This window comes from Pseudochelatococcus contaminans (assembly GCF_014195635.1).
Taxonomy (GTDB): domain Bacteria; phylum Pseudomonadota; class Alphaproteobacteria; order Rhizobiales; family Beijerinckiaceae; genus Pseudochelatococcus; species Pseudochelatococcus contaminans.
This window is the reverse complement of sequence record NZ_JACICC010000002.1, coordinates 208,691-232,948: the sequence shown is the minus strand read 5'-3', so window position 1 is coordinate 232,948 and position 24,258 is coordinate 208,691. Positions and strand designations below refer to the sequence as shown.

Annotated in this window: 18 protein-coding genes and 1 tRNA gene; 6 read left to right on the top strand and 13 right to left on the bottom strand. The window is 63.5% G+C overall.

The genetic code is table 11. The annotated features are described in order from the left end of the window. Positions 1 to 134: 134 nt before the first annotated feature. The 3 genes from FHS81_RS05210 to dapD all read right to left on the bottom strand — a co-directional run bounded on the left by FHS81_RS05210 (position 135) and on the right by dapD (position 3,008). The gene (locus FHS81_RS05210) at positions 135 to 857 is read right to left on the bottom strand and encodes an arginyltransferase (RefSeq protein ID WP_183750994.1); all 723 of its coding nucleotides are present in this window, start codon (positions 855 to 857) and stop codon (positions 135 to 137) included. A 108-nt stretch (positions 858 to 965) separates the two neighbouring features. After that, on the bottom strand, positions 966 to 2,159 hold the full coding sequence (dapE, locus tag FHS81_RS05205) for a succinyl-diaminopimelate desuccinylase (protein ID WP_183750993.1): 1,194 nt from the start codon (positions 2,157 to 2,159) through the stop codon (positions 966 to 968). 6 nt (positions 2,160 to 2,165) lie between these two features. Further along, positions 2,166 to 3,008, bottom strand: coding sequence for a 2,3,4,5-tetrahydropyridine-2,6-dicarboxylate N-succinyltransferase (gene dapD, locus FHS81_RS05200; RefSeq protein WP_183750992.1), 843 nt, complete (start codon positions 3,006 to 3,008; stop codon positions 2,166 to 2,168). Between the two features lie 271 nt (positions 3,009 to 3,279). On the opposite strand from dapD, the gene FHS81_RS05195 reads away from it, so the two are divergent. Then, a tRNA-Leu gene (locus FHS81_RS05195) sits at positions 3,280 to 3,364 on the top strand. Between the two features lie 226 nt (positions 3,365 to 3,590). On the opposite strand, the gene FHS81_RS05190 is transcribed toward FHS81_RS05195, so the two are convergent. The 3 genes from FHS81_RS05190 to FHS81_RS05180 all read right to left on the bottom strand — a co-directional run bounded on the left by FHS81_RS05190 (position 3,591) and on the right by FHS81_RS05180 (position 7,526). Further along, positions 3,591 to 4,712 carry an alginate O-acetyltransferase AlgX-related protein gene (locus tag FHS81_RS05190; protein WP_210281554.1) on the bottom strand — a complete coding sequence of 374 codons (1,122 nt, stop codon included), beginning with the start codon at positions 4,710 to 4,712 and terminating at the stop codon, positions 3,591 to 3,593. 51 nt (positions 4,713 to 4,763) lie between these two features. After that, positions 4,764 to 6,134 (bottom strand): MBOAT family O-acyltransferase, encoded by a 1,371-nt coding sequence (locus FHS81_RS05185; protein ID WP_246374741.1) that lies wholly within the window; start codon positions 6,132 to 6,134, stop codon positions 4,764 to 4,766. A 228-nt stretch (positions 6,135 to 6,362) separates the two neighbouring features. Next, complete coding sequence (locus FHS81_RS05180) at positions 6,363 to 7,526, bottom strand: alginate O-acetyltransferase AlgX-related protein (protein ID WP_183750989.1); 1,164 nt, start codon at positions 7,524 to 7,526, stop codon at positions 6,363 to 6,365. Positions 7,527 to 8,069: 543 nt separating this feature from the next. Here FHS81_RS05180 and FHS81_RS05175 point away from each other — a divergent pair. After that, a complete protein-coding gene (locus tag FHS81_RS05175) occupies positions 8,070 to 8,570 on the top strand; it encodes a peptide deformylase (RefSeq protein WP_183750988.1) in 501 nt (166 codons plus the stop codon). A 4-nt stretch (positions 8,571 to 8,574) separates the two neighbouring features. Here the strand turns inward: FHS81_RS05175 and FHS81_RS05170 are convergent, their stop codons facing one another. From FHS81_RS05170 to phnF, 5 genes are all read right to left on the bottom strand, one after another. After that, positions 8,575 to 9,066, bottom strand: coding sequence for a GAF domain-containing protein (locus FHS81_RS05170; RefSeq protein ID WP_183750987.1), 492 nt, complete (start codon positions 9,064 to 9,066; stop codon positions 8,575 to 8,577). A gap of 93 nt (positions 9,067 to 9,159) precedes the next feature. Then, complete coding sequence (locus tag FHS81_RS05165; RefSeq protein ID WP_246374739.1) at positions 9,160 to 9,711, bottom strand: cytochrome b; 552 nt, start codon at positions 9,709 to 9,711, stop codon at positions 9,160 to 9,162. 96 nt (positions 9,712 to 9,807) lie between these two features. Further along, positions 9,808 to 10,821 carry a MaoC family dehydratase gene (locus FHS81_RS05160; protein ID WP_183750986.1) on the bottom strand — a complete coding sequence of 338 codons (1,014 nt, stop codon included), beginning with the start codon at positions 10,819 to 10,821 and terminating at the stop codon, positions 9,808 to 9,810. Between the two features lie 72 nt (positions 10,822 to 10,893). After that, positions 10,894 to 12,201 carry an MgtC/SapB family protein gene (locus FHS81_RS05155; RefSeq protein ID WP_183750985.1) on the bottom strand — a complete coding sequence of 436 codons (1,308 nt, stop codon included), beginning with the start codon at positions 12,199 to 12,201 and terminating at the stop codon, positions 10,894 to 10,896. Positions 12,202 to 12,226: 25 nt separating this feature from the next. Further along, positions 12,227 to 13,000 (bottom strand): phosphonate metabolism transcriptional regulator PhnF, encoded by a 774-nt coding sequence (gene phnF, locus FHS81_RS05150; RefSeq protein WP_183750984.1) that lies wholly within the window; start codon positions 12,998 to 13,000, stop codon positions 12,227 to 12,229. Positions 13,001 to 13,365: 365 nt separating this feature from the next. Between phnF and FHS81_RS05145 the strand changes: the two genes are divergently transcribed. The 4 genes from FHS81_RS05145 to pbpC all read left to right on the top strand — a co-directional run bounded on the left by FHS81_RS05145 (position 13,366) and on the right by pbpC (position 22,656). Beyond that, a complete protein-coding gene (locus FHS81_RS05145; RefSeq protein ID WP_183750983.1) occupies positions 13,366 to 14,517 on the top strand; it encodes an alpha-D-ribose 1-methylphosphonate 5-triphosphate diphosphatase in 1,152 nt (383 codons plus the stop codon). Further along, on the top strand, positions 14,514 to 15,197 hold the full coding sequence (phnN, locus tag FHS81_RS05140) for a phosphonate metabolism protein/1,5-bisphosphokinase (PRPP-forming) PhnN (RefSeq protein ID WP_183750982.1): 684 nt from the start codon (positions 14,514 to 14,516) through the stop codon (positions 15,195 to 15,197). The genes FHS81_RS05145 and phnN overlap by 4 nt, the downstream gene beginning before the upstream one ends. Positions 15,198 to 15,333: 136 nt before the next feature. Next, positions 15,334 to 20,550 (top strand): alpha-2-macroglobulin family protein, encoded by a 5,217-nt coding sequence (locus FHS81_RS05130; protein ID WP_246374819.1) that lies wholly within the window; start codon positions 15,334 to 15,336, stop codon positions 20,548 to 20,550. Between the two features lie 24 nt (positions 20,551 to 20,574). Further along, positions 20,575 to 22,656, top strand: coding sequence for a penicillin-binding protein 1C (gene pbpC / locus FHS81_RS05125; protein WP_246374737.1), 2,082 nt, complete (start codon positions 20,575 to 20,577; stop codon positions 22,654 to 22,656). A gap of 12 nt (positions 22,657 to 22,668) precedes the next feature. Here pbpC and FHS81_RS05120 read toward each other — a convergent pair whose 3' ends face one another. Both FHS81_RS05120 and FHS81_RS05115 read right to left on the bottom strand, forming a co-directional pair. After that, on the bottom strand, positions 22,669 to 23,328 hold the full coding sequence (locus FHS81_RS05120) for an exopolysaccharide biosynthesis protein (RefSeq protein WP_183750979.1): 660 nt from the start codon (positions 23,326 to 23,328) through the stop codon (positions 22,669 to 22,671). 164 nt (positions 23,329 to 23,492) lie between these two features. Continuing rightward, on the bottom strand, positions 23,493 to 24,218 hold the full coding sequence (locus FHS81_RS05115; protein ID WP_183750978.1) for a Bax inhibitor-1/YccA family protein: 726 nt from the start codon (positions 24,216 to 24,218) through the stop codon (positions 23,493 to 23,495). Positions 24,219 to 24,258 lie beyond the last annotated feature (40 nt).

Below are 24,258 nucleotides of genomic sequence, written 5' to 3'. Positions count from 1 at the left end.
CGGATGCCGCCTTGCATGCCGAAAACGCGTCATGTCAGAAATCCACGGCATTTCGACATTTCGATGGAATGCTGCGGTTATGCAACACCAGATGGTGCATCCAGACCGGGAATCAAGCGGAAGCTCAGGCGTAATCAGGGCGCATCGAAGCGCGCCCATCCTTCCGGCAGCAGGCGCTCCTGCGGATAGAAGCGGCTTTTGTAGCCCATGCGCTGTGATCCCTCGACCCAGTAGCCGAGGTAAACGTATGGCAGGTTCATCGTGCGGGCGCGAGCGATGTGATCAAGAATGAGAAAGCTGCCGAAGCTGCGGTGCGGCATGTCGGGGTTATAGAACGAATAAACCATCGACAAGCCATCCGCGAGCACGTCTGTCAGCGCAACGGCCATGAGTTCACCCCGCTCGTCCCGATATTCGATGAGCTGGGTGGTGACGTGGGTATCCTCGACCATCACGGCGTAGTCCAGCACGCTCATATCGGCCATGCCGCCATCCGCGTGGCGGGCGTCGAGATAGCTGCGGAACAACGAATATTGCTCGGAAGTGGATTGTGCCGGTACGGCTTCGCCGCGCAAATCGGCGTTGCTGGCGCAGACGCGGCGAAAACTGCGCGACGGCCTGAAGGCGTCTGCGACCACGCGTACCGACACACAGCCACGGCAGCTCTCGCAGGCCGGGCGGTAGGCGATGGTCTGCGAGCGGCGAAAGCCGCCCTGGGTCAGCGCGTCGTTCATCTCCTCGGCCCGGCGGCCGATGAGGTGCGTGAACACCTTGCGCTCCTGAAGCCCCGGCAGATAGGGGCAAGGCGCGGGCGCTGTCAGATAGAACTGAGGCGTGTCGCGTGGCTGTGTCGTCAAGGTAAGACCACCCGCGTCGATAGAAGCGCAATTGACAGGCATGAAAACACGTCAAACAAGCCGGGATGTTAAATCAACATCGCCGCGACGTCAAAACATGTTCGTGGCTCATGAAGCCTGACTGCCGGCGGCGAAATAGGCATCGATAATATCCCGATAAATTGCTGTCAGCGCAATAAGATCCGCGATGGAGACGTATTCGTCCACCTGATGCATGGTGGTGCCGACGGGGCCGAACTCGACCACGGGGCAACTGGCCTGGATGAAACGCGCGTCCGATGTACCGCCGGTCGTGGACAGGCGCGGAGTATGGCCGGTCCGGCCGGCAATGACCCCGGCGACGAGATCGACGAAAGGCCCCGGCGCGGTCAGGAAGGAAACGGCATTGGTCGGATCGAAGGTCAGCGTGTATCGCGCCTCACCCGCTGCCTCGGCAACTCTGCGGCCGATTTCGTCCCGCAGCGTCTGCGGTGCCCACAGGTCATTGAACCGGATATTGAACGTAGCGCGCGCTTCGCCGGGGATGACGTTGGTCGCGGGATTCCCGATATCGACGGTGGTCACTTCGAGATTGGACGCGTCGAAAAAATCCGATCCGGCGTCGAGGCCTGGCGCAATCAGTGATTGGAGAATACGCAGCAGGGCAGGGACGGGGTTGTCGGCCAGATGCGGATAGCCGACATGCCCTTGCTTGCCGCGCACGGTCAGCCTGCCGGTGAGCGAGCCGCGCCGACCGATCTTCACCATATCGCCCAAAGCGCTGGGGTTCGTCGGTTCGCCCAGCAGGCAATGCGAAAACACCTCGCCGCGCGCCTTCGCCCATTCCAGCAGCTTCACCGTGCCATTCACCGCCGGGCCTTCCTCGTCGCCTGTCAGCAGGAAGGCAATGGAGCCGTTGAATTGTGGATGCGCAGCCACGAAGTCGATCGCTGCGGTGACCATGGCGGCGACGCCGCCCTTCATGTCGCACGCCCCGCGCCCGAACAGCTTGCCATCCTCGATGACGGCGGCAAACGGATCGTGCCGCCACCGGCTGATGTCACCCGGCGGCACGACATCGGTATGGCCGGCAAACACGAAAACCGGCTCTGCCGTGCCATAGCGGGCGTAGAGATTGGCGATATCCGGCGTGCCGGCTTCGCTGAAAGTCACCTGTTCCACCACGAAGCCTGCGTGGGCCAGCCGCTCCGCCAGCAGCGCCAGCGCGCCGCCGTCGTCGGGCGTGACGGACGGGCAGCGAATAAGGGCCTGTGCAAGGGTAACGGCCGGATGGCCGGCTTCGGTGTGGGCAGGGGTTGTCATGGACGTTCAGTCGCGCAGGAGATCGTTGATGCTGGTCTTGGCGCGCGTCTGCGCATCGACGCGCTTTACGATGACCGCCGCGTAAAGCGAAGGTCCGGGCGTTCCATCCGGCAGGGGCTTGCCGGGCAGGCTGCCGGGCACGACGACGGAATAGGGCGGAACCTCGCCACGGAACACTTCCCCGGTTTCCCGGTCGATGATCTTTGTGGAGGCGCTGATGAACACGCCCATGGACAGCACGGACCCTTCGCGCACGATGACGCCTTCCACCACTTCAGATCGCGCGCCGATGAAGCAGTTGTCCTCGATGATGACCGGATTTGCCTGCAGCGGCTCCAGCACGCCGCCGATGCCAACGCCGCCAGACAGGTGGACGTTGCTGCCGATCTGGGCGCAGGAACCGACGGTGGCCCAGGTGTCGACCATGGTGTTTTCGCCGACGTAAGCCCCCAGATTGACGAAAGACGGCATCAGCACAACGTTCGGCGCGATGTAGGCGCCGCGGCGCACGATGGCGTTGGGAACAGCCCGGAAACCCGCCGCGCGGAAAGCCTGTGCATCCCAGCCCGCGAACTTGGAGGGCACCTTATCCCACCACGACGCATCGCCCGGACCGCCCGCGATGACGGCCATATCGTTCAGGCGGAAGGACAGCAGCACGGCCTTTTTAAGCCACTGGTTGACGCGCCACTCGCCGTCCACCTTCTCCGCCACGCGCGCGCGGCCACTGTCGAGCTGATTCAGCGCCTCTTCCACGGCATCGCGGATTTCTCCGGTCGTTGCGGGCGAAACGTCGTTACGGCGTTCCCAGGCGTTGTCGATGGTCGAGGCGAGATGGTCGTGGGTCATGGGTATCCCGAATGATTGCGTAATCTCAAATGAAACGCGGAGTCTGCCCATCCGCCGCGATCTGTCAATGGCAGCCTGAAACACGCGTGAAGGCACGAGAGAGCTGAAGCCGGTCTGTTTTTTATAGACCATTGAAATCAATGAGTTGCGGCGTTACCCACAGACGTTCAGTCTTTCTTGCAGGGGTGAGGGCAGGAATATACTTGTCGAGGCGAAATGGTTCTGCTACATCCAACCCACTTCGGGAGAGCATGGTTCTTCTGAAGACGCTGCGGCCATGGCGGAATTGGTAGACGCGCTAGCTTGAGGTGCTAGTCGGGCAACCGGTGGAGGTTCGAGTCCTCTTGGCCGCACCAATTCCCCAAGAGGGTGTGAAGGTCTGATCGTTTCGGAACTTCGAATTGCCCGATTTTGCGGCCGCAGGCGTGCAAGGTTTCTTGGAGCGAGAATTGGCGCGAAACCCGGAACAACCGGGCACGTGGCGGCTGCCCGGGCGAGGCCGGCTTTATATTTTACCTGAAATCGATAATCGAGGCTTTGTCTGGCACTATGTTCTAAGCGCCGGTTCCGCTCGGTATGTCTTTATTCGTCAGTTGCTGCGGCCTTGATTGCGCGGGGCGGAAACCGCAGGTGGCGCTCGACGCGCTCTTCGATCACGACATCCGGCAGCTCCGTCTTGACCATGTGCAGGAAGTCCTGCGTGGAGGGGGCATCGGCCACAGCGACGACTTCACCGAAACTGGCGGTGAGGAATGGCAATAGCGCATCGCCGAACGAGTCGCGGAAAAACAGCAGCTTGCCCGTCGCGCCATCGCAGCGGGTGCGACTGATGACCGCCCTGCCATACTGATCCGCGACACGCTCCACTTCTTTTGCAACGCAGGGCAGGGCCTCGGGGCGCAGTGATGGCACGTCTTCCAGCCGGTCGATCAGCGCCATGCTCGCGAGATCGCCGGGGCCGTTCGGGCGCATGGCGAAACTGTCCGCATCGAGAGTGAGCGGTTGCAGGCCAAGGTGTTGCATCAGCGTGCGATAGGCGACGTCCGCCCCGCGTTCGTTCCAATGCGTATCATCCCGCATGTAGAGACGAGCATCGGTCTTGGCGGCTGTCAGGTCCGGGCGCAGATCCACAACCGGCAAGCCGTGTGCTGTCGCCGTTGCGACTAGCTGGTCGTGCGGAGACGGGTTGCGTCCTTGCCGCAGATAGCCGGGCATGTTCTCGCCATAGATCGTGTGCTTGTCCGGGGCGATGACGAAGGCATATGGAACGCCGCGGGCAGATAATGCGGTCGCTCGCTGAGAAAGCTGGTCTCGCCAGGCGTCAAGGCGGTCCAGATCGAGCGACACCGCCCGTTGGAACAGGCCGAGTGCACCTTCGCCGGCATAGAACAACCAGCCGTCCTTGCCGGCGACGACCTGATCAGTCGGCAGGCGATTCAGCAGGGCGGTGGATATGTCGGTGTGGGTGCGGACAAGCGCGGTCCGCAGGCCGAAATGGTCATTGACGAAAGCCTCGAACCGGCGCGGGAAGCTGTTCCACTCCTCAGCTGTGTGCGGGATGGCCGGCAATGCGCCAAGGCGGCGGTTTTCGCCCCGCAGCGCAGCGCCATCCTCCTGCACAGTCATGGACATCAGGATGCCTGCCATGCCGGCTACGCTCGCAAGTGTGAGAAGGCCGGCAAGCCCATAGCTATAGATGCGCACCGGGAGCGAATGTGCGGGCCGTGATATTGCCATTGACCGTTGTGAATTCCCTTAGAACCGGAAATAAATGAACGGGTTATAAGTGCCGCCCGCCATCTGGGCCGCTGCGAGCCATGCGATGGCGCACAACAGAACGAAGCGGCCTGCCAGCATGGCACGGCCATCCGCGCCGATCCGCAGCGTGTCGAGACCCGGTGAGAGAATGCCATGAACCTGGCCGGCCCGGCAACGCCAATCGGCGGTGAGACGCGTAAACAATCCGGCGCTGGCCATGATTCCAAGAGCCAGGTAAATCACCACGGCGATATCGAGATAATCCTCGACGCCCGGCCCCTGCGCCGGCGTGTTGAGACCGGCCATCGCGCCGAGATAGGTGAAGGCTGCGCCGATATCGTCAGCGCGGAAGAACACCCACGCCACCGTCACGACCAGTAGCAGATAGGCGCTGCGTATGAACGCGGGCAGGCGCGCCAACACGCGGCCCAGCCCGATGCGCTCCAGCACGAGAAACAGGCCATGCAGCGCACCCCAGACGACAAACGTCCAGCTTGCGCCATGCCACAGGCCGCAGGCGAGAAAAACAATGACGAGGTTGAACCACACCCGCCATTCGACAACCCGGCTGCCGCCCAGCGGAATATAGAAGTAATCCCGGAACCAGTTGGACAGCGAGATGTGCCAGCGCCGCCAGAACTCCTGCACCGACCGCGCCTTGTAGGGATAGTTGAAGTTTTCCAGAAAATCGAAGCCGAACAGCCGCGCCAGACCGATGGCCATGTCGGAATAAGCTGAGAAATCGAGGTAGATCTGCAACGCGTAGCAGATGATGCCGAGCCACGCGACGGGCGTGGTCAACTGGTCCGGCGGCAGGGCGAAAATCGTGTCGGCGACCTCGCCCAGCGGGTTGGCGAGCAGCATCTTCTTGCCGAAACCGGCCACGAAGCGCTCCACCCCTGACACGACATAATCAAAGCGCGTGCGCCGTTGCGTCAACTGCGTGCTGATGTCGTGATAGCGGATGATGGGGCCGGCGATGAGCTGTGGAAACAGCGAGATGTAGAGTGCGAAATCCACCGGGTTTCGCTGGGCCGGGGCTTCGCGCCGATAGATATCGATCACGTAAGACAGGGCGTGGAACGTGAAGAACGATATGCCCAGCGGCAAAGGCGGTGCATCGAACACCCACGCCGAGAACCCCAGCGGCACGATCACATCGTTGAGCTGCTCGACGAAGAATCCGGAATATTTGAAGAAGCCGAGCAGTCCGAGATTGACCACCACGGCGCCAGCGACGACGAACTTGCCGCCATGACCCGCCGGATACCGCTCCAGCAGCAGGCCGAATATCCAGTTAGCGGCGACCGAGGCCAGCATAACCAGCGTGAGTATCTTTTCTCCCCATGCATAGAAAAGAATGCTCATGAACAGCAGGACAGCGTTTCTGAGCCGGATAGGAGACAGAAAATAAAATATAAGTGAGACAGGAAGAAATAAGAATATGAAGACAGGGGATGCAAAGACCATTTTATTTCTTTTTCTAAAGCTGTTTCCAGTTTTAAAAGAAACACGCTGCCGCTGATATATTATCGACGGAGCGCACCTCTGTTCGAGCGTCTATTGCTCCGGTGAATAGTTATTGTGCTACACTTATTAAGGGAAGCCCTTTCCAACGGATGCGGGCGGGTATTGCAGGTATCGCTCGACACGTTCCTCGATTACAAAATCTGGCTGTTCAGCCTCCACTGTTGCCAGAAAAACTTCGGTTGAAGGGTAGGTTCCTATCGCTATGACTTCACCAAAGCTGGCCGCCAGCAAAGGCAGCAGGGCAATTCCGAATGAGTCATGTAAAAACAGTAACTTACCTTTGCGGCTTTCGCAGTGCGTCCGGGTTACCATTCCCATTACGAAGTGATCAGGGACATTCTCCTTGATTGTGTCGTGACAGGGAAGGGCCTCACGGCGTAAAGCCGGTGCATTCTCAACGCGACTCATCAGGGCCATGCGCGCCAAATCGCTTTCCTTTCTGTTGCGTAAAGCGAAAGCATCGTTATCGACGGCAATGGGGTGCAAATCCAAGTATGACATGAGGGTGTTATAGGCAACCACGCCGCCCCGATCATTCCAGTGTGTGTCGTCGCGGAGATAGAGAATATCATTCTTTTTAGCGCGCAACAGGTCTTGGCGCAGATCGACGACGGAAAGGTTCTGCCTCAGCGCGACTGTCATGAGTTGATCGTGCTGGGACGGAGCGTTGCTCCGGCGCAGATGCCGCGGCATGAACTCGCCATAGACTGTATGTTTATCCGGAGCGAGGGTGAAGATATAAGGGATGCCACGCGCTTCAAGCGCTCGCTTGCGTTCAGCGAGTTGAGCGCTCCACTGGTCGAGGGTGGCGGGGGCGAAGCTGAACGTGCGCTGAAAAAGTTCAAGCGAGCGGTCGCCGGTGAAAAAGAGCCACCCTCCGGTGCCGGCAATGACCTGATCGGTTGGTAGGCGCCCGAGCATGGTTGTTGACAATATCGAACTGGTGCGGATGAGGGCGTCTCGCAAACCAAAATTGTCGTTGACGAAGGTCTCGAAACGGCGCGGAAAGCTTACCCATTCCGATGCCGTGCCGGGCAGAGGCGGCATCGTGCTGCGATCCCGATTTTCGTCCGTCAGCTTTTCACCGGCCTCTGTATTCGGCGCAAAGATGATGGCATTCATGCCAGCTATACTCGCGAGCGCCAGCAAACCGACAAGACAGTAACCATAGATGCGCGCCGCAAAAGATCGACGGGATGTCGATTCAGTAGAATGATCAGTGATTGTCACTTATTTCAACACCCGTTTCTTAAAGCAGCAATGTGTCACAAACAACAGTGATGACCGGGAATTGAATACTGCATCTTGAATACCGCCGCAGGCAGCGGACACGGAGCAGCTTTCAGCCGGGGCATCAAGCGCCATCAGAACGTGCGCTCCAAATCTTGTATCCTGTTGCAGCCTGGGTCCAACTGAAGTCATCAGGCAAAGCTTAAAGTTGCCCGATACACCCACATGGCATCACATGGAACACTATTCATCTATTAAAAAGCAAATTATCAACAAAAAATTACATATAATAATATCTAATAGTATATTTATAATCTATTCAAATTTATTTGAATATGTATAAATGTATTTAGTTTTTTATATATTCATTTTGTTTGTTAAAAATTTACTTTATTTGATATCAAATTTAAATTGCTGTAAAAACAAATAATATGCTTTTATTGATAATCTTTGCGATGATTGACTTGCTGGTCCTTATGGGTATGCTGCTTTCTCAGGGGAAGTGCTTGTTCTGCGCCTTGTTGTATATTCAGGAAATCCATCGTGCCTGTGCGGCCCATCGTTTATTATCCCGATCCCGTGTTGAAGTTGCCGGCAGAGCCGGTTTCGGCGTTCGACGCGGATTTGCGCGCTTTGGCCGATGATCTGCTCGATACCATGCGTGCCGCGCCGGGTATTGGCATCACCGCGCCGCATATCGGCGTGTTGCAGCGGCTCGTCGTGATCGCGCTTTCACCGGACGATGGCGTGCGCCATTACGCCAACCCTGAGGTGATCGAGACATCTGCGGAGCGTATCAGGCACACGGAAGGCAGCGTTTCGCTGCCCGGCGTGACCGAGGAGGTGGAGCGCGCCGCGCGTGTGCGGGTGCGGTATCGCGATCTTGACGGTGTGGAGCATGAGGAAACGGCGGACGGGTTGCTGGCCGTCTGCCTTCAGCACGAAATCGACCAGCTCGACGGTATTTTCTGGCTTCAGCGCTTGTCGCGGCTGAAGCGTGACAGGCTGCTGCGCCGTTACGAAAAGACGTCCGCGCCGCGCTGACCCGTTACCAGTCGCAGGCTTCCACGAAGGTCTTGGCCAGCCGCTCGAAGCCGATGCGGTCGGCCTCGCCGAAGCGGCGCTTCACCGGGCTGTCGAGATCGAGAACGCCGAGGATCCGTTCGCCCAGAAGCAGCGGCACAACGAGTTCCGACTGCGAATTGGCGTCGCAAGCGATATGCCCCGGGAAGGCGTGGACGTCCTCGACGAGGATCGACGCCCGCCGCTCCACCGTTGCTCCGCACACACCCTTGCCGACCGGAATGCGCACACACGCGGGCTTGCCCTGAAACGGGCCGACGACGAGTTCATCGGAGCTTTTCAGGAGATAGAAGCCGGCCCAGTTGAGATCGGCGACAAGCTGGAAAATCAGCGCCGATGTATTGGCCGCATTGGCGACGACATCGCGCTCTCCCGTCAACAATGCCGCGAGTTGGGCGTCGAGTTCCGCGTAAAAACGTGTCAGGTCGGAGGCATCGATCTGGCTTGCCGTGAACATCGTCGTTCTCCCTGCGGTCGGCGTCCAGACGCTTTCCGATGATATGAGATCAGAGTCCCATGCTCTCCTTATTTAGCGCCGGGATCAAGCGCTTCAGCGCTGGCCCGCGGGAAGCATGCGGCTGGCCACGTTGTCGCGGAAGATGAATTGATGCACCAGCACCATGAACACATGTCCGGCAATGAGCACGAGCAGCACCCAGGCCAGCACGCCGTGCAGGGCGTTGGCCGGGGCGGTGGCCCATGCAATCTGCTCGCCTGTCGCGGGGAACACCGGGATGCCGAAGGGCTGAAACCCCCGGCCGGAGCCCCAGGCTCGCAAAAGGGCCAGCCCGGGCACGATCACCATCAGCGCATAAAGCCCGAGATGCCCGGCCTTTGCCAGCAGACCGAGCAGGCCGTGCTCATAGGCGGGGCGGCGGTTCCGGTTCAGCAGCCCCCACAGGATGCGTATGGCGACCAGCACGAAAAGCACAGCTCCGAGCGCGCCGTGGCTGGACACGAAGAACCCGACCAGCGGCGTGCGGCCCAAAGCGAGCCGCAGCCCCATCCCCACGAATTGCCACAGGAAGATCGCGGCCATCAGCCAGTGCAGCGCCCGCGTGACGAACCCGTAGCGCTGCGCATTATCAAGCAATCCAGTCAACTTATCGCCCTGTTTCAGCCTCTTCGTCCGGAGTATAATGAAATTCCGTCTCAAAAGAAAAGCTATAGAGCGACATGTATAGTGCCTCAAACAGCCTTAGGTGGCACGTATCTGGTGGAAAACAGCGGCGTCAAAGCTGAAAACCTGCTCACCGGCAGCGTTGAAGGCCGTGTTGTGCGAACGCACGATGCCCCAGCCTGGCCGCGTCGCGGTGGGGCGCTTGTCGGTGAAGGTGGAGCGGTAGGACAGCACGTCGCCCGCGTACACGGGCTTCAGCCAACGCAGGTTACGGAAACCCGGGGAGGGGCCTTTTTTGCCGACAGGGATGCCCGCCTGCTCCGCACGGGCGGCCTCGCGGGCTTGATGGGCCAGCATCGTTTTCATCCAGACGGCCCCCGTGTGCCAGCCGGAAGCGCATAGCGCGCCAAAATGCGTCAGGCGTGCCGCCTCGGCGTCGGTGTGGAAGGGCTGCGGATCGTAAGCATGGGCGTAGCGCACGATCTCGTCGGCGGTGAAATGGTGGCTGCCGATGATCGTTTCCGCGCCCGGTACGACATCGTCAAACCAAACCACCGGCGCGCCCGTGTTTTCAGGCACCTGCGGCGCTTCCTGCCCCGCAGGCGAAAGGGCCGGTCCGCGCCCCTCGGCGGGAAGGAGTGCCGGTGCGCCGCGACGGCCGAACATCACGTGGCAGGATTGCGTATAGACGGTTTCGTCGCGCTGGTTCACGACATCGAAAACAAAGTGCACCAGCCCCATTTCCGGGCGGCTGCGGGAGGCGCGGGTTTCCGGAATGGTCTGGCGAACGCGCAACGTATCGCCGGGACGCACCGGACGCACCCAGCTACCTTCGTCGACGCCGGGCGACCCCATGCTGGTGGAATCGATCAGCACGTTGTCGTGAAACATCCGCATCGTCAACGCGCAGGTATGCCAGCCGGAGGCGATCAATTCGCCGGCGAAGCTGTGGCGCGCCGCTTCGGCGTCAGTATGCATGGGCTGATCGTCGTATTCGCGGGCGAAAGCGATGATCTCCTCGGCGCTCACGGCGGTATCGCCATATTCGGTCTGCGTCCCGGGTATGAAGTCTTCGAACGAGCGGGCGGGCATTGTTGACCTCCGGTTATGTCAGGCGTTTTTTATTGGCGATCTGGCGTCGGCCGGCTCCCTAACAGGTGTTTGTTACACCAGCATCGAACCGGCGGCAAGCACGCCGGCTACGAGCGCCAGCGCCGAAACACCGGCGATCAACAGGCCGTAGCGGCGCGAGCCCAGCGCCATGCTGTAGCCTGCCTTGCCCACGATGTTAGCCGCGATGGCGAGCAGGATGGCCAGCGTCAGCGCCGTTTCCGATGGGCCGGAAGTCTGGCTGGCGGCGCCGCTGGCAAGCCGGGTAATCGACAGAATGACGGAATCGATATCGACCAGTCCCATGATGACGGAAACGATCATGAGGCCTCGGTCGCCGAAGATCGTGCTTCCGACGCGCGCGGCGATGGTGGCGAAGGCGATGATGGCCGCGAGCTTGAGCACAGCGCCGATCTCGAACGGGTTCTGCTGCTCCGCCGTGCTATTATTCGCCTGTTCGCCATTCTTGGATGGCGGCGGAGGCTGCCGGACGGCGCAGATAATCGCGGCGAGGGTCAAGACGATGCCCGTCGATACCAGCGCCGGCAGGATCGGCGTCAGCAGGGCGGGCACGAAAAAGGCCACCAGCGCCCCGCCACGCGCGACGGATACGGCACTTGCCGCCAGCGCGCCCGAGGCAATGGCGCGGATGCTGGCATCGGCGGCGCGTGAATCACGTGCAGCCGTCAGCGCTACGGCGGTGGAGGACACGAGGCCGCCAGCAAGCCCCGCGATCAGCGGCCCATGTGCCGTGCCGAACACGCGCACCGCCACGTAACCGACAAAGGAAATACCGGCCAGCGCAATGGCGAAAATCCAGATTTCCGCCGGGTTGATGGCATTGAACGGCCCCATGGCGCGGTCGGGCAGCAGGGGCAGCACGATGAACGCCATGGCCAGCAGGAAGATGGCGGAGCGCAACTCCGGCCACGTCAGCCGCCGCACAAAGGCGTGCAGGCTTTCACGGCTGGCGAGGAGCGCGGTGAGGGCGATAGCTGCGCCCGCTGCAACTGCATGATTATCGCCAACTGCCAGCACGCCGAGCAGGAACGTTGTCTGACCCGCGACAACGGTGGTGACGCTGAAGTCGTGCTGCGCCTCCGATTCGCGCCACTTGAAGGCTGCGAACACGGCCGAGAAGGCGACGAAAACGCACCCCGTCAGGATGGCCGCCGGCATTCCCGCCGCGCCTGCGAGGCTCGCGGTGAGGCCGCCGAGCAGGCCGATGATGCCGAAGGTGCGAATGCCCGCCGTTCGTGCGCCGGGGGCATCGTCACGCTCGCGCCAGTGGCGCTCCGTGCCGACCAGCAGGCCGATGGCCAGCGCCAGACCGAGCTGGAACAGAAGCGAGGATGTGTTCATCGCGCGGCCTTTGCCGGAGAAGAGATCATGGCTTGAACTCGGCTTGATCGCTGGCGACGAGAAGCTCGACACGATCGGCCGCGAATGCGGTGTTGCCGAATTCGATCGGCACCTGATTGTCGTCGACGTTGATGCTTGTCACGGCCAGCACGACGCGCCCCGGGGCTAGATCGAGCAACGCCGCTTCCTCGGCGGAGGCGGAGCGTGCGGCGATCCGCGTTTCCAGCCTGCGATAGTCCGCAACCCCGCAGGCGGCGAGCGCCGGCGTCACCGCGCCGTTGCGCCGATAGGCGGCGGCAAACCCGGCAAAGCGTGGCAGCGGCAGGTGGATTATGCCGCAGGAGATGGGCGTGCCGTCTGCAAAACGGCGCGTGCTCACCGCCACCACCGGCGCGGCGGCAGGAATGGAAAGGGCATGCGCAATGACAGGTGTGGCGGGGATCTCTTCCGCCCGCAGCAATTCGCCTCCGGGTTGATGACGCTCTCGTGCGACATTCTCGGAAAAGCGTGTGCGGGGACCGATGGGGTAGGAGAGCGGCCAGTTTTCCACAAAAGTTCCACGGCCCTGCGCTGCTTTCAGCAGACCGCGCTCGGCCAGCGATGCGATGGCGCGGCGCACGGTGTGGCGGTTCACGCCAAAGCGCGCCGCCAGTTGCGCCTCCGTCGGCAGCTGCTCCCCGGGCGGCAGGCGCAGCACCGCGATATCGGCTTCGATCTCATCCGCGATCAGCCGCCATGCGGTCACCCCTTTGCCCCGGTAGAGGGCGGAAGCCGGATTTGTATCGTCTGTACCTGGCATCGTTTCGTCCCGGACACGTAAAGCGTCTGCTCTGGTCGAATCGGAAAGTACGCCTTAACCAAAGGAATTGCGATGGGTTCTGCGGGGCCGTCGCACGATTGTTGTCTCGCTGGACTAGTGTGAGTCGCATGGGTCCGGGTAAATGACCATGCAATGATGGATCAGGTATTTGATGATCCTCGGAAGTCCCATATCCAATTTCTCGTTTCGTCATCGGCGGGCGGCATGAATACGCCTTGCCGTGTACTTGTCGTTGTTTAATGAGGCCCAGATCCGCTCCGGTATGCATCCGCATGGCGCCGGCGAGAGGATCGTCTTATGAGAAGCGGGCCTGAGTCACGTTTCGCATTGGAAGAAGATCTTATATGACCGCCGATAACCTTGTTCTGGAAAACGCGTCTCTCATCCTGCCGGACCGGGTGGTCACAGGCGGGTGGATCGCGATTGCCGATGGCGTCATCGCCGAAATCGGTGAGGGCAGGGCGCCCGAGCGCGGGGTGGATGTCGGCGGCGACTATGTGACTCCGGGTCTCATCGAGCTTCATACAGATCACGTCGAGAGCCATTTCCACCCGCGCCCGCATGTGCGCTGGCATCCGATGAGCGCCGTCATGGCCTATGACGCGCAGATCGCGGCGGCCGGCATCACCACGGTCTTCGACTCGCTGCGGGTCGGCTCGGATTTCGATTTCTACCCAATCGACAGCGATGAGCTGTGGCTTCTGGCGGCTGCGTTCGCCGAGGCCAGGGACACGGGATGCCTGCGCGCCGACCACCGCACGCATCTGCGGTGCGAAGTCTCCTCCTCGGATGTGCTGGAGCAGGCGGAGGCGTTCGTGGCGCGCCACCCCGTGCATTTCATGTCGTTGATGGACCACACGCCCGGCCAGCGGCAGTTTCGCGATATCAGCGTCTGGAAGCTGTTCTACATGGGCAGGACAGACGCATCCGACGAGGAGGCGAGCCAGTTGATCGCCCGCCGCCTTGAGCTGCACGAGCGCCATTCCGAACCGCACCGCAAGGCGCTGGTGGAGATGGCCCGCAGGCAGGGCGCGGTGCTGGCCAGCCATGATGACGCCACCGGCGAGCACGTCGCGAGGGCGGTGGCGGATGGCGTCACCGTGGCGGAGTTTCCCACGACGGTCGAGGCGGCGTATCAGTCCCACAAGGCCGGCATTCAGGTGATGATGGGCGGCCCGAATGTCGTGCGCGGCGGATCTCACGCGGGGAACATTGCCGCCGAGACGCTGGCGCGCGAAGGCATTCTCGACCTGCTGTCATCGGATTACGTGCCGGCGAGCCTGATGATGGCCGCCTTCGATCTGGCGCGGCGTGTGCCGTCCATCGCGCTGCCGCAGGCCATCGCGACCGTCACGGCCAATCCTGCCCGCGCGGCCGGGCTGGATGACCGTGGTGCGCTGGAGGTCGGCCGGCGGGGTGATGTCGTGCGCGTGCGCGTGGTCGGCGACGTGCCGGTGGTCCGCGAAGTGTGGCGCGGGGGGCGCAGGGTGACATGATACAGGGCGCATCCGCCGACGGAGCATCGGCCAAGGAAAAGTTTGCCAAGGAAGCACTTGCGAAAGCGGCGTCTGTGAAGGACGCATCCGTCAAAGGGGCATCCGCGCGCGGTGCGTTCGTCTGCATCGTCGGGCCGAGCGGTGCGGGCAAGGATAGCCTGCTGATGCATGCGCGGAGTATCCTCGCCAACGATCCGGCCATCGTTTTCCCGCGCCGTCTCGTGACGCGCGAGCACAATGATGCGGAAGACCACGACAGCATCAGCCGGGAAGCCTACGAGGCCGGCGTGCGCGAGGGCGCCTTTTGTCTGCACTGGGAGGCGCATGGCCTCGGCTATGCGCTGCCCATGGCGGTGCGTGAGGCGGTGGAGGGCGGCAAGGTGGTGGTGTGCAACGTGTCGCGGGCCATCATCTCCGAAATATTCGAGCGCTTCGATAACGTCCACGTGGTGCTCATCACCGCTCCCCCTACGGTCATCATGGAGCGCCTGCGCCAGCGGGGCCGCGAAAGCGGAGCGAGCATTGACGCCCGCATGGAGCGCAGCAAAAGACTGAGCGCCGTGCTCAATCCGGACCTGACCATCATGAATACAGGGCCGGTGGAAATCGGCGGCGAGCGTCTGTCGCGTTTCCTGCGCCGCGTTGCCGAGAAATGCGCGGTGGTGCGCGAAGGCGTATAGGCAGCGCCGGCGCTATCGCTCCCGCCAAGGCGACCTTGAAAGAACGCGGCGTATCGTCCATCCTGCGGCAGCCGCGCGGTGTCGGGTTGAAAGTGGACTGGGGAGAGGCGCTGTGACTTTTACATTTTTTCGCCGCATGGCGATTCCGGTGGCTGCGGCCATCACCCTTTCCCTGACGCCGGCTCTTTCCCAGACGGTTAAATCCTTCGAGCGTCGCGATCTGGCGAGCGAAGTGGTGCGGTTCGATCCGGTTTTGCGGGCGCAGGCTTCTGCCGCCGATTTGAAGCACACAGTCGCGCAATTGCGCAAGGACCGGGACGCCGCTCGTGATCGCGGCGATGCGGCGCGGGCGCTCGATCTGGCCAGCGCCGTTCTGGTGCGCGATGCCGCCAGCCCGGCGGACTGGCTTGCCTATGCGCGGCTTTCCGCCGCCGTCGAGACCGACGATTATGCGAGGCAGCAGAAGCTGTTCCGGAATGCCCGCGTTGCCGCCTATGCCGGGTTCGAGCGGGCCAAAACGCCTGCCGACAAGGCCAAAGCGCTGGTGACGCTCGGCGAGGTGCAGGCCAAGGCATCGTTGTTCCGCCCCGCCATTGAAGCTTACCGCGCCTCTCTCGCGCTTGTCGATGACCCGGCTGTGCGGCAGGTGTTTGATGACCTGCGCGACCGCTACGGTTTTCGCGTCTTCGACAACAGCGTCGATTCCGACGCGGCCTCGCCGCGCGCCTGCTTCCAGTTTTCGGAAAGCCTTGCGCCGGGGGTGGATTTCGCGCCTTTCGTCGCGGTCGCCGGTTCCGCCAACGCGGCGGTGACGGCTGAAGATCAGCAGATCTGCGTCGATGGCCTGCGCCACGGCGAGCGTTACGCCATCGTGCTGCGGCAGGGCCTGCCCTCGGCCACCGGCGACACGCTGCCGCGCAATCTCGACTATGACATCTTCGTGCGTGACCGTGCGCCGTCCGTGCGGTTCACAGGCCGTAATTATGTTCTGCCCTCCACAGGGCAGGAAGGCATTCCGGTTATCTCCGTCAACACCGAGGCGGTGGAGATCGAAATTTTCCGCGTCGGTGACCGCAACCTGCTCCCTGCCATCCGCGATGGCGGCTTCCTCGACCAGTTGGGAAGCTGGGTGATCGAGACGCTGGCGGGTGAGCGCGGCCAGAGAATATGGAACGGCACGCTCACAACTCGCGCGCCGCTTAACGTCGACGAGATCACCGCCTTTCCGGTAGACGAGGCCATCGGCCAGCGGCTGCAACCGGGGGTCTATGCGCTGACCGCGCGTCCGGCAGGCGGCCCGCCAGCCGAAGAGGATTTCAGCCAGCGCGCCACGCAATGGTTCGTGGTGTCGGACATCGGCCTGACCACGCTGTCGAATCAGGGTGGTTTGCAGGTGCTGACGCGCTCGCTGGCTTCCGCCGCGCCGCTTGCCGGCATCGAGCTGAAGCTGGTGGCGCGCAACAACGAGGTGCTCGCCACCGCGCGCAGCGATGAACGGGGCGAGTTCACTTTCGATGCCGGCCTGCTGCGCGGACAGGGGGGCGTGCGCCCGGCGCTCGTCGTCGCCACCACGCCGGAGGGCGATTACAACTTTATCGATCTCCAGCAAGCGCCGTTCGATCTCACGGATCGGGGCGTGGCGGGGCGCGCCGCGCCTGGACCGCTGGACGCGGACGTCTTCACCGAACGCGGCGTCTACCGCACCGGCGAGGATGTGCATGTCACCACGCTGCTGCGCGACTCGTCCGGCAACGCGGCGGACGGCCTGCCGGTGACGCTCATCGCCCGCAGGCCGGATGGCGTCGAATACCGGCGCGATGTCGTCACCGATCAGGGGCTGGGCGGGCGCGCGTGGTCGCTGCCGCTGCTGGCGGGGGCTGCGCATGGCACGTGGCGCGTGCAGGCTTTCATCGACCCCAAGGGCGAGCCCGTGGGCGAAACCACATTTCTGGTGGAAGATTACCTGCCGGAGCGAATCGACGTGCGGCTGACGCCGGCAGCGGACAAGCTGGCGTGGGATGCCGATGCCGTCATCGATGTCAGTGCCGATTTCCTCTATGGCGCGCCGGCTGGCGGGCTTGGCGTCAGCGGGTCCGTCACCGTGCAACAGGCGCAGGCGTCGGCGATTTCAGGGCTGGAAGGCTACCGCACCGGCATCGACGATGAGACGTTCGAGAGCGTCTTCGTGGAATTGCCCGACGGTGTCGTCACCGATGCGCAGGGCAAGGCGAAGCTCACCGTGCCCGTGCCGGAGGTGGTGGCGGCGCGGCCTATCGAGGCGCGGATCGCGGTTCAGGTAGCGGAAGCGGGCGGGCGCGCGGTTGAGCGTTCCGTGACGTTGCCGATCTTGCCGCAAGGCCCCGTGCTGGCGGCCAGACCACTGTTCACCAATCTCACCGAGGGCGCGCAGGCGGGCTTCGAGGTGGTGGCCGTCTCACCGCAGGGCGAGCGGCTGGGCGGCAAGGCGCGCTGGACGCTGTCACGAATCGAGAAAAATTATCAGTGGTACAAGCGGGACGGAGGCTGGTCTTTCGAGAGCGTCACCACCACGCGCCGCGTCAGCGACGGTCAGATCGAGCTTGCTGGCGCAGGTGACCCTGCTCGCATTTCCGTGCCGGTGGAATGGGGCCGCTACCGGCTTGAGATCGTCGCACCCGATGGCGCGGCTGAACCTGTGAGCGTGACGTTCGTTTCAGGTTTTGGCGGGGATGCCACGGCGGATGTACCGGACCGTCTCGACCTGACGCTCGACAAAGCGGCCTACGCCGCTGGCGACACGCTGACGGCAGTGATCAAGCCGCGTTTCACCGGCCGCGCCACGCTCGTCATTGCCAGCGACCGCATTTATGAGGAACGCGTCATTGACGTCACGCCCGATGGCACCACGGTAAGTTTGCCGGTGCAGGCCGAATGGGGGCCGGGGGCCTATGTCGTGGCGCTGGCGCACCGCCCGCTCGATGTCGCGGCCCGCCGCCAGCCGGGCCGGGCGCTCGGGCTGGCGTGGTTCTCCGTCGACAGGGAGGCGCGCACGCTCGCCGTCGCCATCGATACGCCGAAGGAGATCGCGCCGCGCAGCACGCTGTCCGTGCCGGTGAAGGTTGGCGGTCTCACGCCGGGGCAGGAGGCGTTCGTTGTCGTGTCGGCGGTGGATGTCGGCATCCTTAACCTCACACGTTATGAATCGCCTGATCCGGCTGAATATTTCTTCGGTCAGCGCCAGCTTGGCACTGAAATCCGCGACATCTACGGCTTCCTCATCGACGGCATGCAGGGCACGCGTGGCGCGATCCGCTCCGGCGGCGATGCAGGCGCTTTGCAACTTGAAGGCTCGCCGCCGGCGCAGGAGCCGCTGGCGCGCTATTCCGGCGTGGTCAAGGTCGGCGCCGATGGCGTCGCCACCGTCGATTTCGACATCCCGGCCTTCAACGGCACCGTGCGCGTCAATGCCGTGGCATGGTCGCAGAACAAGGTGGGGCAGGCCACAACCGATATCGTGGTGCGCGACCCGGTGGTCGTTTCCGCCAACATGCCGCGCTTCCTCAACCCCGGAGACACCACGAGCCTGTTCCTCGCGGTCGATAACGTATCGGGCGAAGCGGGCGATTACCGGCTGTCGCTGACGAGCGAAGGGCCGCTCACGGTGGACGATTCCGTTTTCGCGCAGCCGGTGCGGCTGGAAAAGGGCGGGCAGGCGGCATTTGCCATCCCCGTCACGGCATCGGGCATCGGGCAGGGCAGCGTGACGGTCAATATTGCCGGGCCGGGTGTCGAGGCGGCGCAGATCTTGCGGCTTGGCGTCGGCACCGGCCTGCGCCCGCTCACCCGCCGCACGGTGGAGACGCTGGCCCCTGGCGAGAGCCTCACCGTCTCGCGTGATCTCTTCGCGGATATCGTTCCGGGTACGGGTGTGGCCTCGCTGGCGGTTTCGCCCGTTGCGGCGCTCGATGTGCCGGCGCTGCTCGGCGCGCTGGAGCGCTTCCCCTATACCTGCACCGAGCAGACCGTGAGTCGTGCTCTGCCGCTGCTTTATGCCGCTACGCTGCATCGGCTGGGCGCGCTCTCGGTTGACGAGGATGCCGCCGAAAAGGTCGGCGCGGCGGTGTCGCGCGTGCTGTCGCGGCAGGACGCCAACGGCTCCTTCGGGCTGTGGTCCGTGGGCGGTGATGATCTCTGGCTCGACGCCTACATCACGGATTTCCTGACGCGGGCGCGTGAGGGTGGCCATGACGTGCCGCAGATCGCCTTCACCCAGTCGCTGGACCGGCTGCGCAACGCGGTCGTCAACAGCACGGATTTCCCGGATGGCGAGGGGCAGGCGCTGGCCTACGCGGCTTACGTGCTGGCACGCAACGGCCGCCCCGTCATCGGCGATCTGCGTTACTTTGCCGATGCACGGCTGTCCGCGTTCGGCTCACCGCTGGCACAGGCGCAGATCGGCGCGGCGCTGGCGCTGCTTGGCGATACGCCGCGCGCCGACCGGGCCTTCGCTCAGGCAGCCGACACGCTGGCGGCCGCGCAGGACAGCGAGAATGGCCGCGGGGATTACGGCTCCGTCCTGCGGGATGCCGCCGGTGTCCTTGCCCTCATCGGCGAAACCGGCGCGGGCCGGGCCGAGCTGGCGCGCGTGACCGACATACTGGAAAAGGCGCGCAACGAGCGCACCCTCACCAGCACGCAGGAAAACGCCTGGCTGCTGCTGGCCGCCATCGGCCTCGCAAAGGAGGCTGACAATGTCGCGCTGAGCGTGAATGGCGAGGCGCATCAGGGGCCGCTGTTCCGCACGCTGCCGGAATCGGCGCTGGCCGAAGGGGCCGTGGAGATCGTCAACACCGGCACGTCGCCGGTGCGGGTGGTCATCGGCGTGGCGGGCAACTCATCCGTTCATGAGGATGCGCTGGCGCAAGGCTATGAGATCGAGCGACGCTATTTCCACCTCGACGGCAAGCCCGCCGATCCGGCAAAGGTGACGCAGAACGAGCGGCTCGTCACCGTGCTGACAGTGACGGAACGGGACGCTCGCGAGGCGCGCACGCTGCTGGTCGACTACTTGCCCGCCGGCTTCGAGATCGACAATCCGCGCCTCGTCGACAGCGGCGACGTGGCCGGTTTGCCGTGGCTGTCGCGTGATGTCGAGCCCGCCCATGTCGAATATCGCGATGACCGCTTCATCGCCGCATTCGACCGCACGCCGGATCAGCCGGCGTTCTTTTCGGTGGCCTATGTGGTGCGGGCGGTGACGCCGGGCGACTATCTGCATCCGCCCGCGATCGTGGAAGACATGTTCCGGCCTGAGAGGTTTGGCCGCACGGGCTTCGGCAATGTCGAAGTTTCCGGGGGCAAGGGAACCCCTTGAACGATGATGGGTGCTGCGGCGAGGATGCGCCGTGTTCTGGTCGTGGCCGCGCTGGCTGTGGCGGTCATCGTGGCGTTGGCAGGTATCGGCGTCTGGCGGTTCGCCGCGACGCTGCCGCAACTCGATCTCACGCCGGTACGGCAACACTCTGCCGTCGTCCTCGACCGCAACGGCACATTGCTGCGCGCGTTCACGTTCGATGACGGACGCTGGCGTCTGCCTGCCACCGTCGCCGATGTCGATCCGCGTTTCATCGATCTGCTGATTGCCTACGAGGATAGGCGCTTTCACGCGCACGATGGCGTAGACCCGCTGGCAGTGGGGCGCGCGGCTTATCAGATGCTGACGAGCGGGCGCATCGTGTCTGGCGGCTCGACGCTGACCATGCAGGTGGCCCGGCTGATGGAGCCGCGCAGCGAGCGCTCGTTCAAGGCCAAGCTGCGGCAGGCCGTGCGTGCCGTGGAACTGGAACGGCGCTTTTCCAAGGCCGAGATCCTGTCATTCTATCTTAATCTCGCTCCCTATGGCGGCAATCTGGAAGGCGTGCGCGCCGCAAGCCTCGCCTATTTCGGCAAGGAGCCGCGCCGCCTGTCCACGGCGGAAGCGGCGCTGCTGGTGGCGCTGCCGCAATCCCCCGAAGCGCGCCGTCCCGACCGCTCCCCCGCGCGGGCGCGCATTGCCCGCGACCGTGTGCTGGACAGGGCGGTGGAGCGTGGGGTTGTCAGCGCAGCAGAGGCGGAGGCTGCACGCGCCGCACCAGTACCGGACGCGCGGCGGCCTTTTCCCATGCTGGCCCCCCATGTCGCGCAGGAGGTGCGGGATGCGCGGCCCGAAGCGGGCGTTCACCGCACCACGATCGACGCTGGCTTGCAGGCTTCCATGGAGGCACTGGCGCGTGAGGCCGCGGCGCGGATCGGCCCGTATCTGTCGGCGGCTATCGTGGTGGTCGACAACGCCACCGGCGAGGTGAGGGCACATGTGGGCGCGGCGGATTATGGCGCAGCCGAGCGCGCCGGTTGGGTGGATGCAGCGCGCGCCGTGCGCTCGCCCGGATCGGTGCTGAAACCGTTCATCTATGCCATGGCCTTCGAGGCGGGGCTGGCGCATCCCGAAACCATTCTGGAGGACAGGCCCACGCGCTATGGCCTTTATGCGCCGGAGAATTTCGACCAGACGTTTCAGGGCACCGTCACCGCGCGCAAGGCGTTGCAACTGTCGTTGAACATTCCCGCCGTGGCCCTGCTGGCGGAGGTCGGCCCGGTGCAGTTTCTCACGCGGCTGCGCGCATCCGGAGTGGCGGTGGAGATGCCGAAGGATGCCGGCGAGCCGGGCCTTGCCATTGCGCTCGGCGGGTTGGGGTTGCGCCTCACGGATATGGCAGCGGCGTTTTCAGGGCTGGCGCGCGGCGGCGCGGTGCCGGTGTTGCGGTATCGCCCCGATGATGGGGAGGGCGCGCCGCGCCCCGCATTCGTCGGGCCAGTGGCGGCGTGGTACGTGGCCGACATCCTGCGCGGGGCTCCCGCACCTCACAACGCGCTGCCGGGCCGCATCGCCTACAAGACGGGCACATCCTATGGTTATCGTGACGCCGTTGCGGCGGGCTTTGACCGGCATACCACGATTGCCGTGTGGCTTGGGCGTCCCGATGGCGGCGCGGTGCCGGGTTTGCTGGCGCGCAACACTGCCGCGCCCCTGCTGTTCGATGCCTTCGCGCGGCTGGGCCGAGAGCCTGTGCCGGTTGTCGCGCCGTCGGGCCGCTTGACCGTCTCCACCTCTGCCAGCCTGCCGCCGCCGCTGCGGCATCTGCGCCGTGATGCGCCGGGTACGATCCTCGCGACGGTTACCGCGCCGCTGCGCATCGCCTATCCGCCCGATGGTGCGGTGATCGATCTGGGTTTTGCGGATGGGGCCGGGCTGTTGCAGTCGTTGGCGCTCAAGGCCACTGGCGGGGCGCTGCCGCTGACGTGGCTGGTCGACGGCAAGCCGGTGCAGCAGGGTAGCATCCGGCGGGAAACATCGTGGCAGCCGGATGGCGCGGGCTTCGCACGGCTGTCGGTGATCGATGCGCGCGGCAACGCCGATCACGTCAACGTGCGGTTGCGGTAGGGGTGTGCCGCGTTATCCGAAAGCGTTGGAGATGATGAAGATCGCGCTTTTGACGAAGGCATAGACCACACCGCTCACGACGATGAGCGAAACGATGGTGGCCACCACCCCGAGCAGGATCCACACGCCGTCGCGGCCAAGAATGCCGAGGGAAAACAGGCAGATGGCCAGCGCGGGCAGCATGTTGCCCAGCGGGATCGGCAGCAGCAGGATCACGGACAGCAAGAAGCAGATGGCGCCGGTCACGTATTCGGCCGGCGGGCTGGCCAGCACGATCAACCGTGGCCGCAGCAGCTTCTCCGCGCGGAAAAGCCACGGCACGGCGCGCTCCGTTACGGCGGCGAAGTCCTTGCGCGCCATGGAGCGGCTGGCGATGACCTTCGGCAGCCACGGCTTGCGGCCGAACATGAGCTGTGCGGACAGGAAGACCAGCGGCAGGCCGAGCACGGCCGAGGTGCCGGGTGGCGTGGGCAGAATGTTGGGAAAGGCGAAAATGAACATCAGCGCGCCGAAAGCGCGGTCACGCATGGTTTCCAGCAAGTCACCGACCGAGATACGCTCTCGGCTCGTATCGCGCGCCAGCGCTCTGAGAATGGCCCAGAGCCGCCGTCCGGGCGGGCGCTGGCGGATATTCGGAACCGGGCCCGAACTGGCGCTGGTCGATTGGGACACTGGCTAAACCTCCCGAACCGCCGTCGCCCGGGCGGCTGATTATTATATCGTCTCCCGGCGGCGGCTTCCCCTGAGATGGAGCGTCGCCGGGTCTTGGTCAAGTCACGAGTATCGGTCAAGTGGGCATCCGCATGGCTGGATTGCGGAGCATGCTGCCTGACGGATTATTCCTGACGCTGGCCGGTGAGGGACAGCAGCAACTGGAACATGTTGATGAAGTTGAGGTACAGCGAGAATGCGCCGAAGATGGCGAGCTTCTGCTGCGACTCGTAGGCAAAGTTTTCGGAGTACTGCTCCTTGATGCTCTGCGTGTCCCATGCGGTCAGGCCGACGAACACCAGCACGCCGATCACCGACACCGCGAACTGCAGCATGGTCGAACCGATGAACAGGTTCACGAGGCTGGCGATGATGACGCCGATCAGGCCCATGATCAGGAACGAGCCGAACTGCGACAGGTCACGCTTCGTGGTGTAGCCGTAAAGGCTGGTTGCGCCGAACATCGCCGCCGTGATGAAGAACGTGCGGGCGATGCTGGTGCCGGTGAACACCAGGAAGATCGAGGCCAGTGACAGGCCCATCACGGCGCAGAAGGCCCAGAACAGGGTCTGCGCGCCGCTGGCGGAAATCTTGTCGATGCGGAACGAGAAGAACAGCACGAAGGCGAGCGGAGCCAGCATCACCACCCACTTCAGCGGGGTGGAGAAAATCGGCACGTACAGCGCCGGCGTGGTGCCGACGATGAAGGCGACGACGCCCGTGACCACGAGGCCAAGGCACATATAATTGTAGATGCGCAGCATGTGCTGGCGCAGGCCCTCGTCGAACGCGGCGCGGTCGACGGTGCGGGCGGTGTTCTGCCAGCCGAAACCGGGTTGCGGGTTGTTCATTGTCAACTCCAGAGAAGCGATATTGAAAGGATCATCCGAG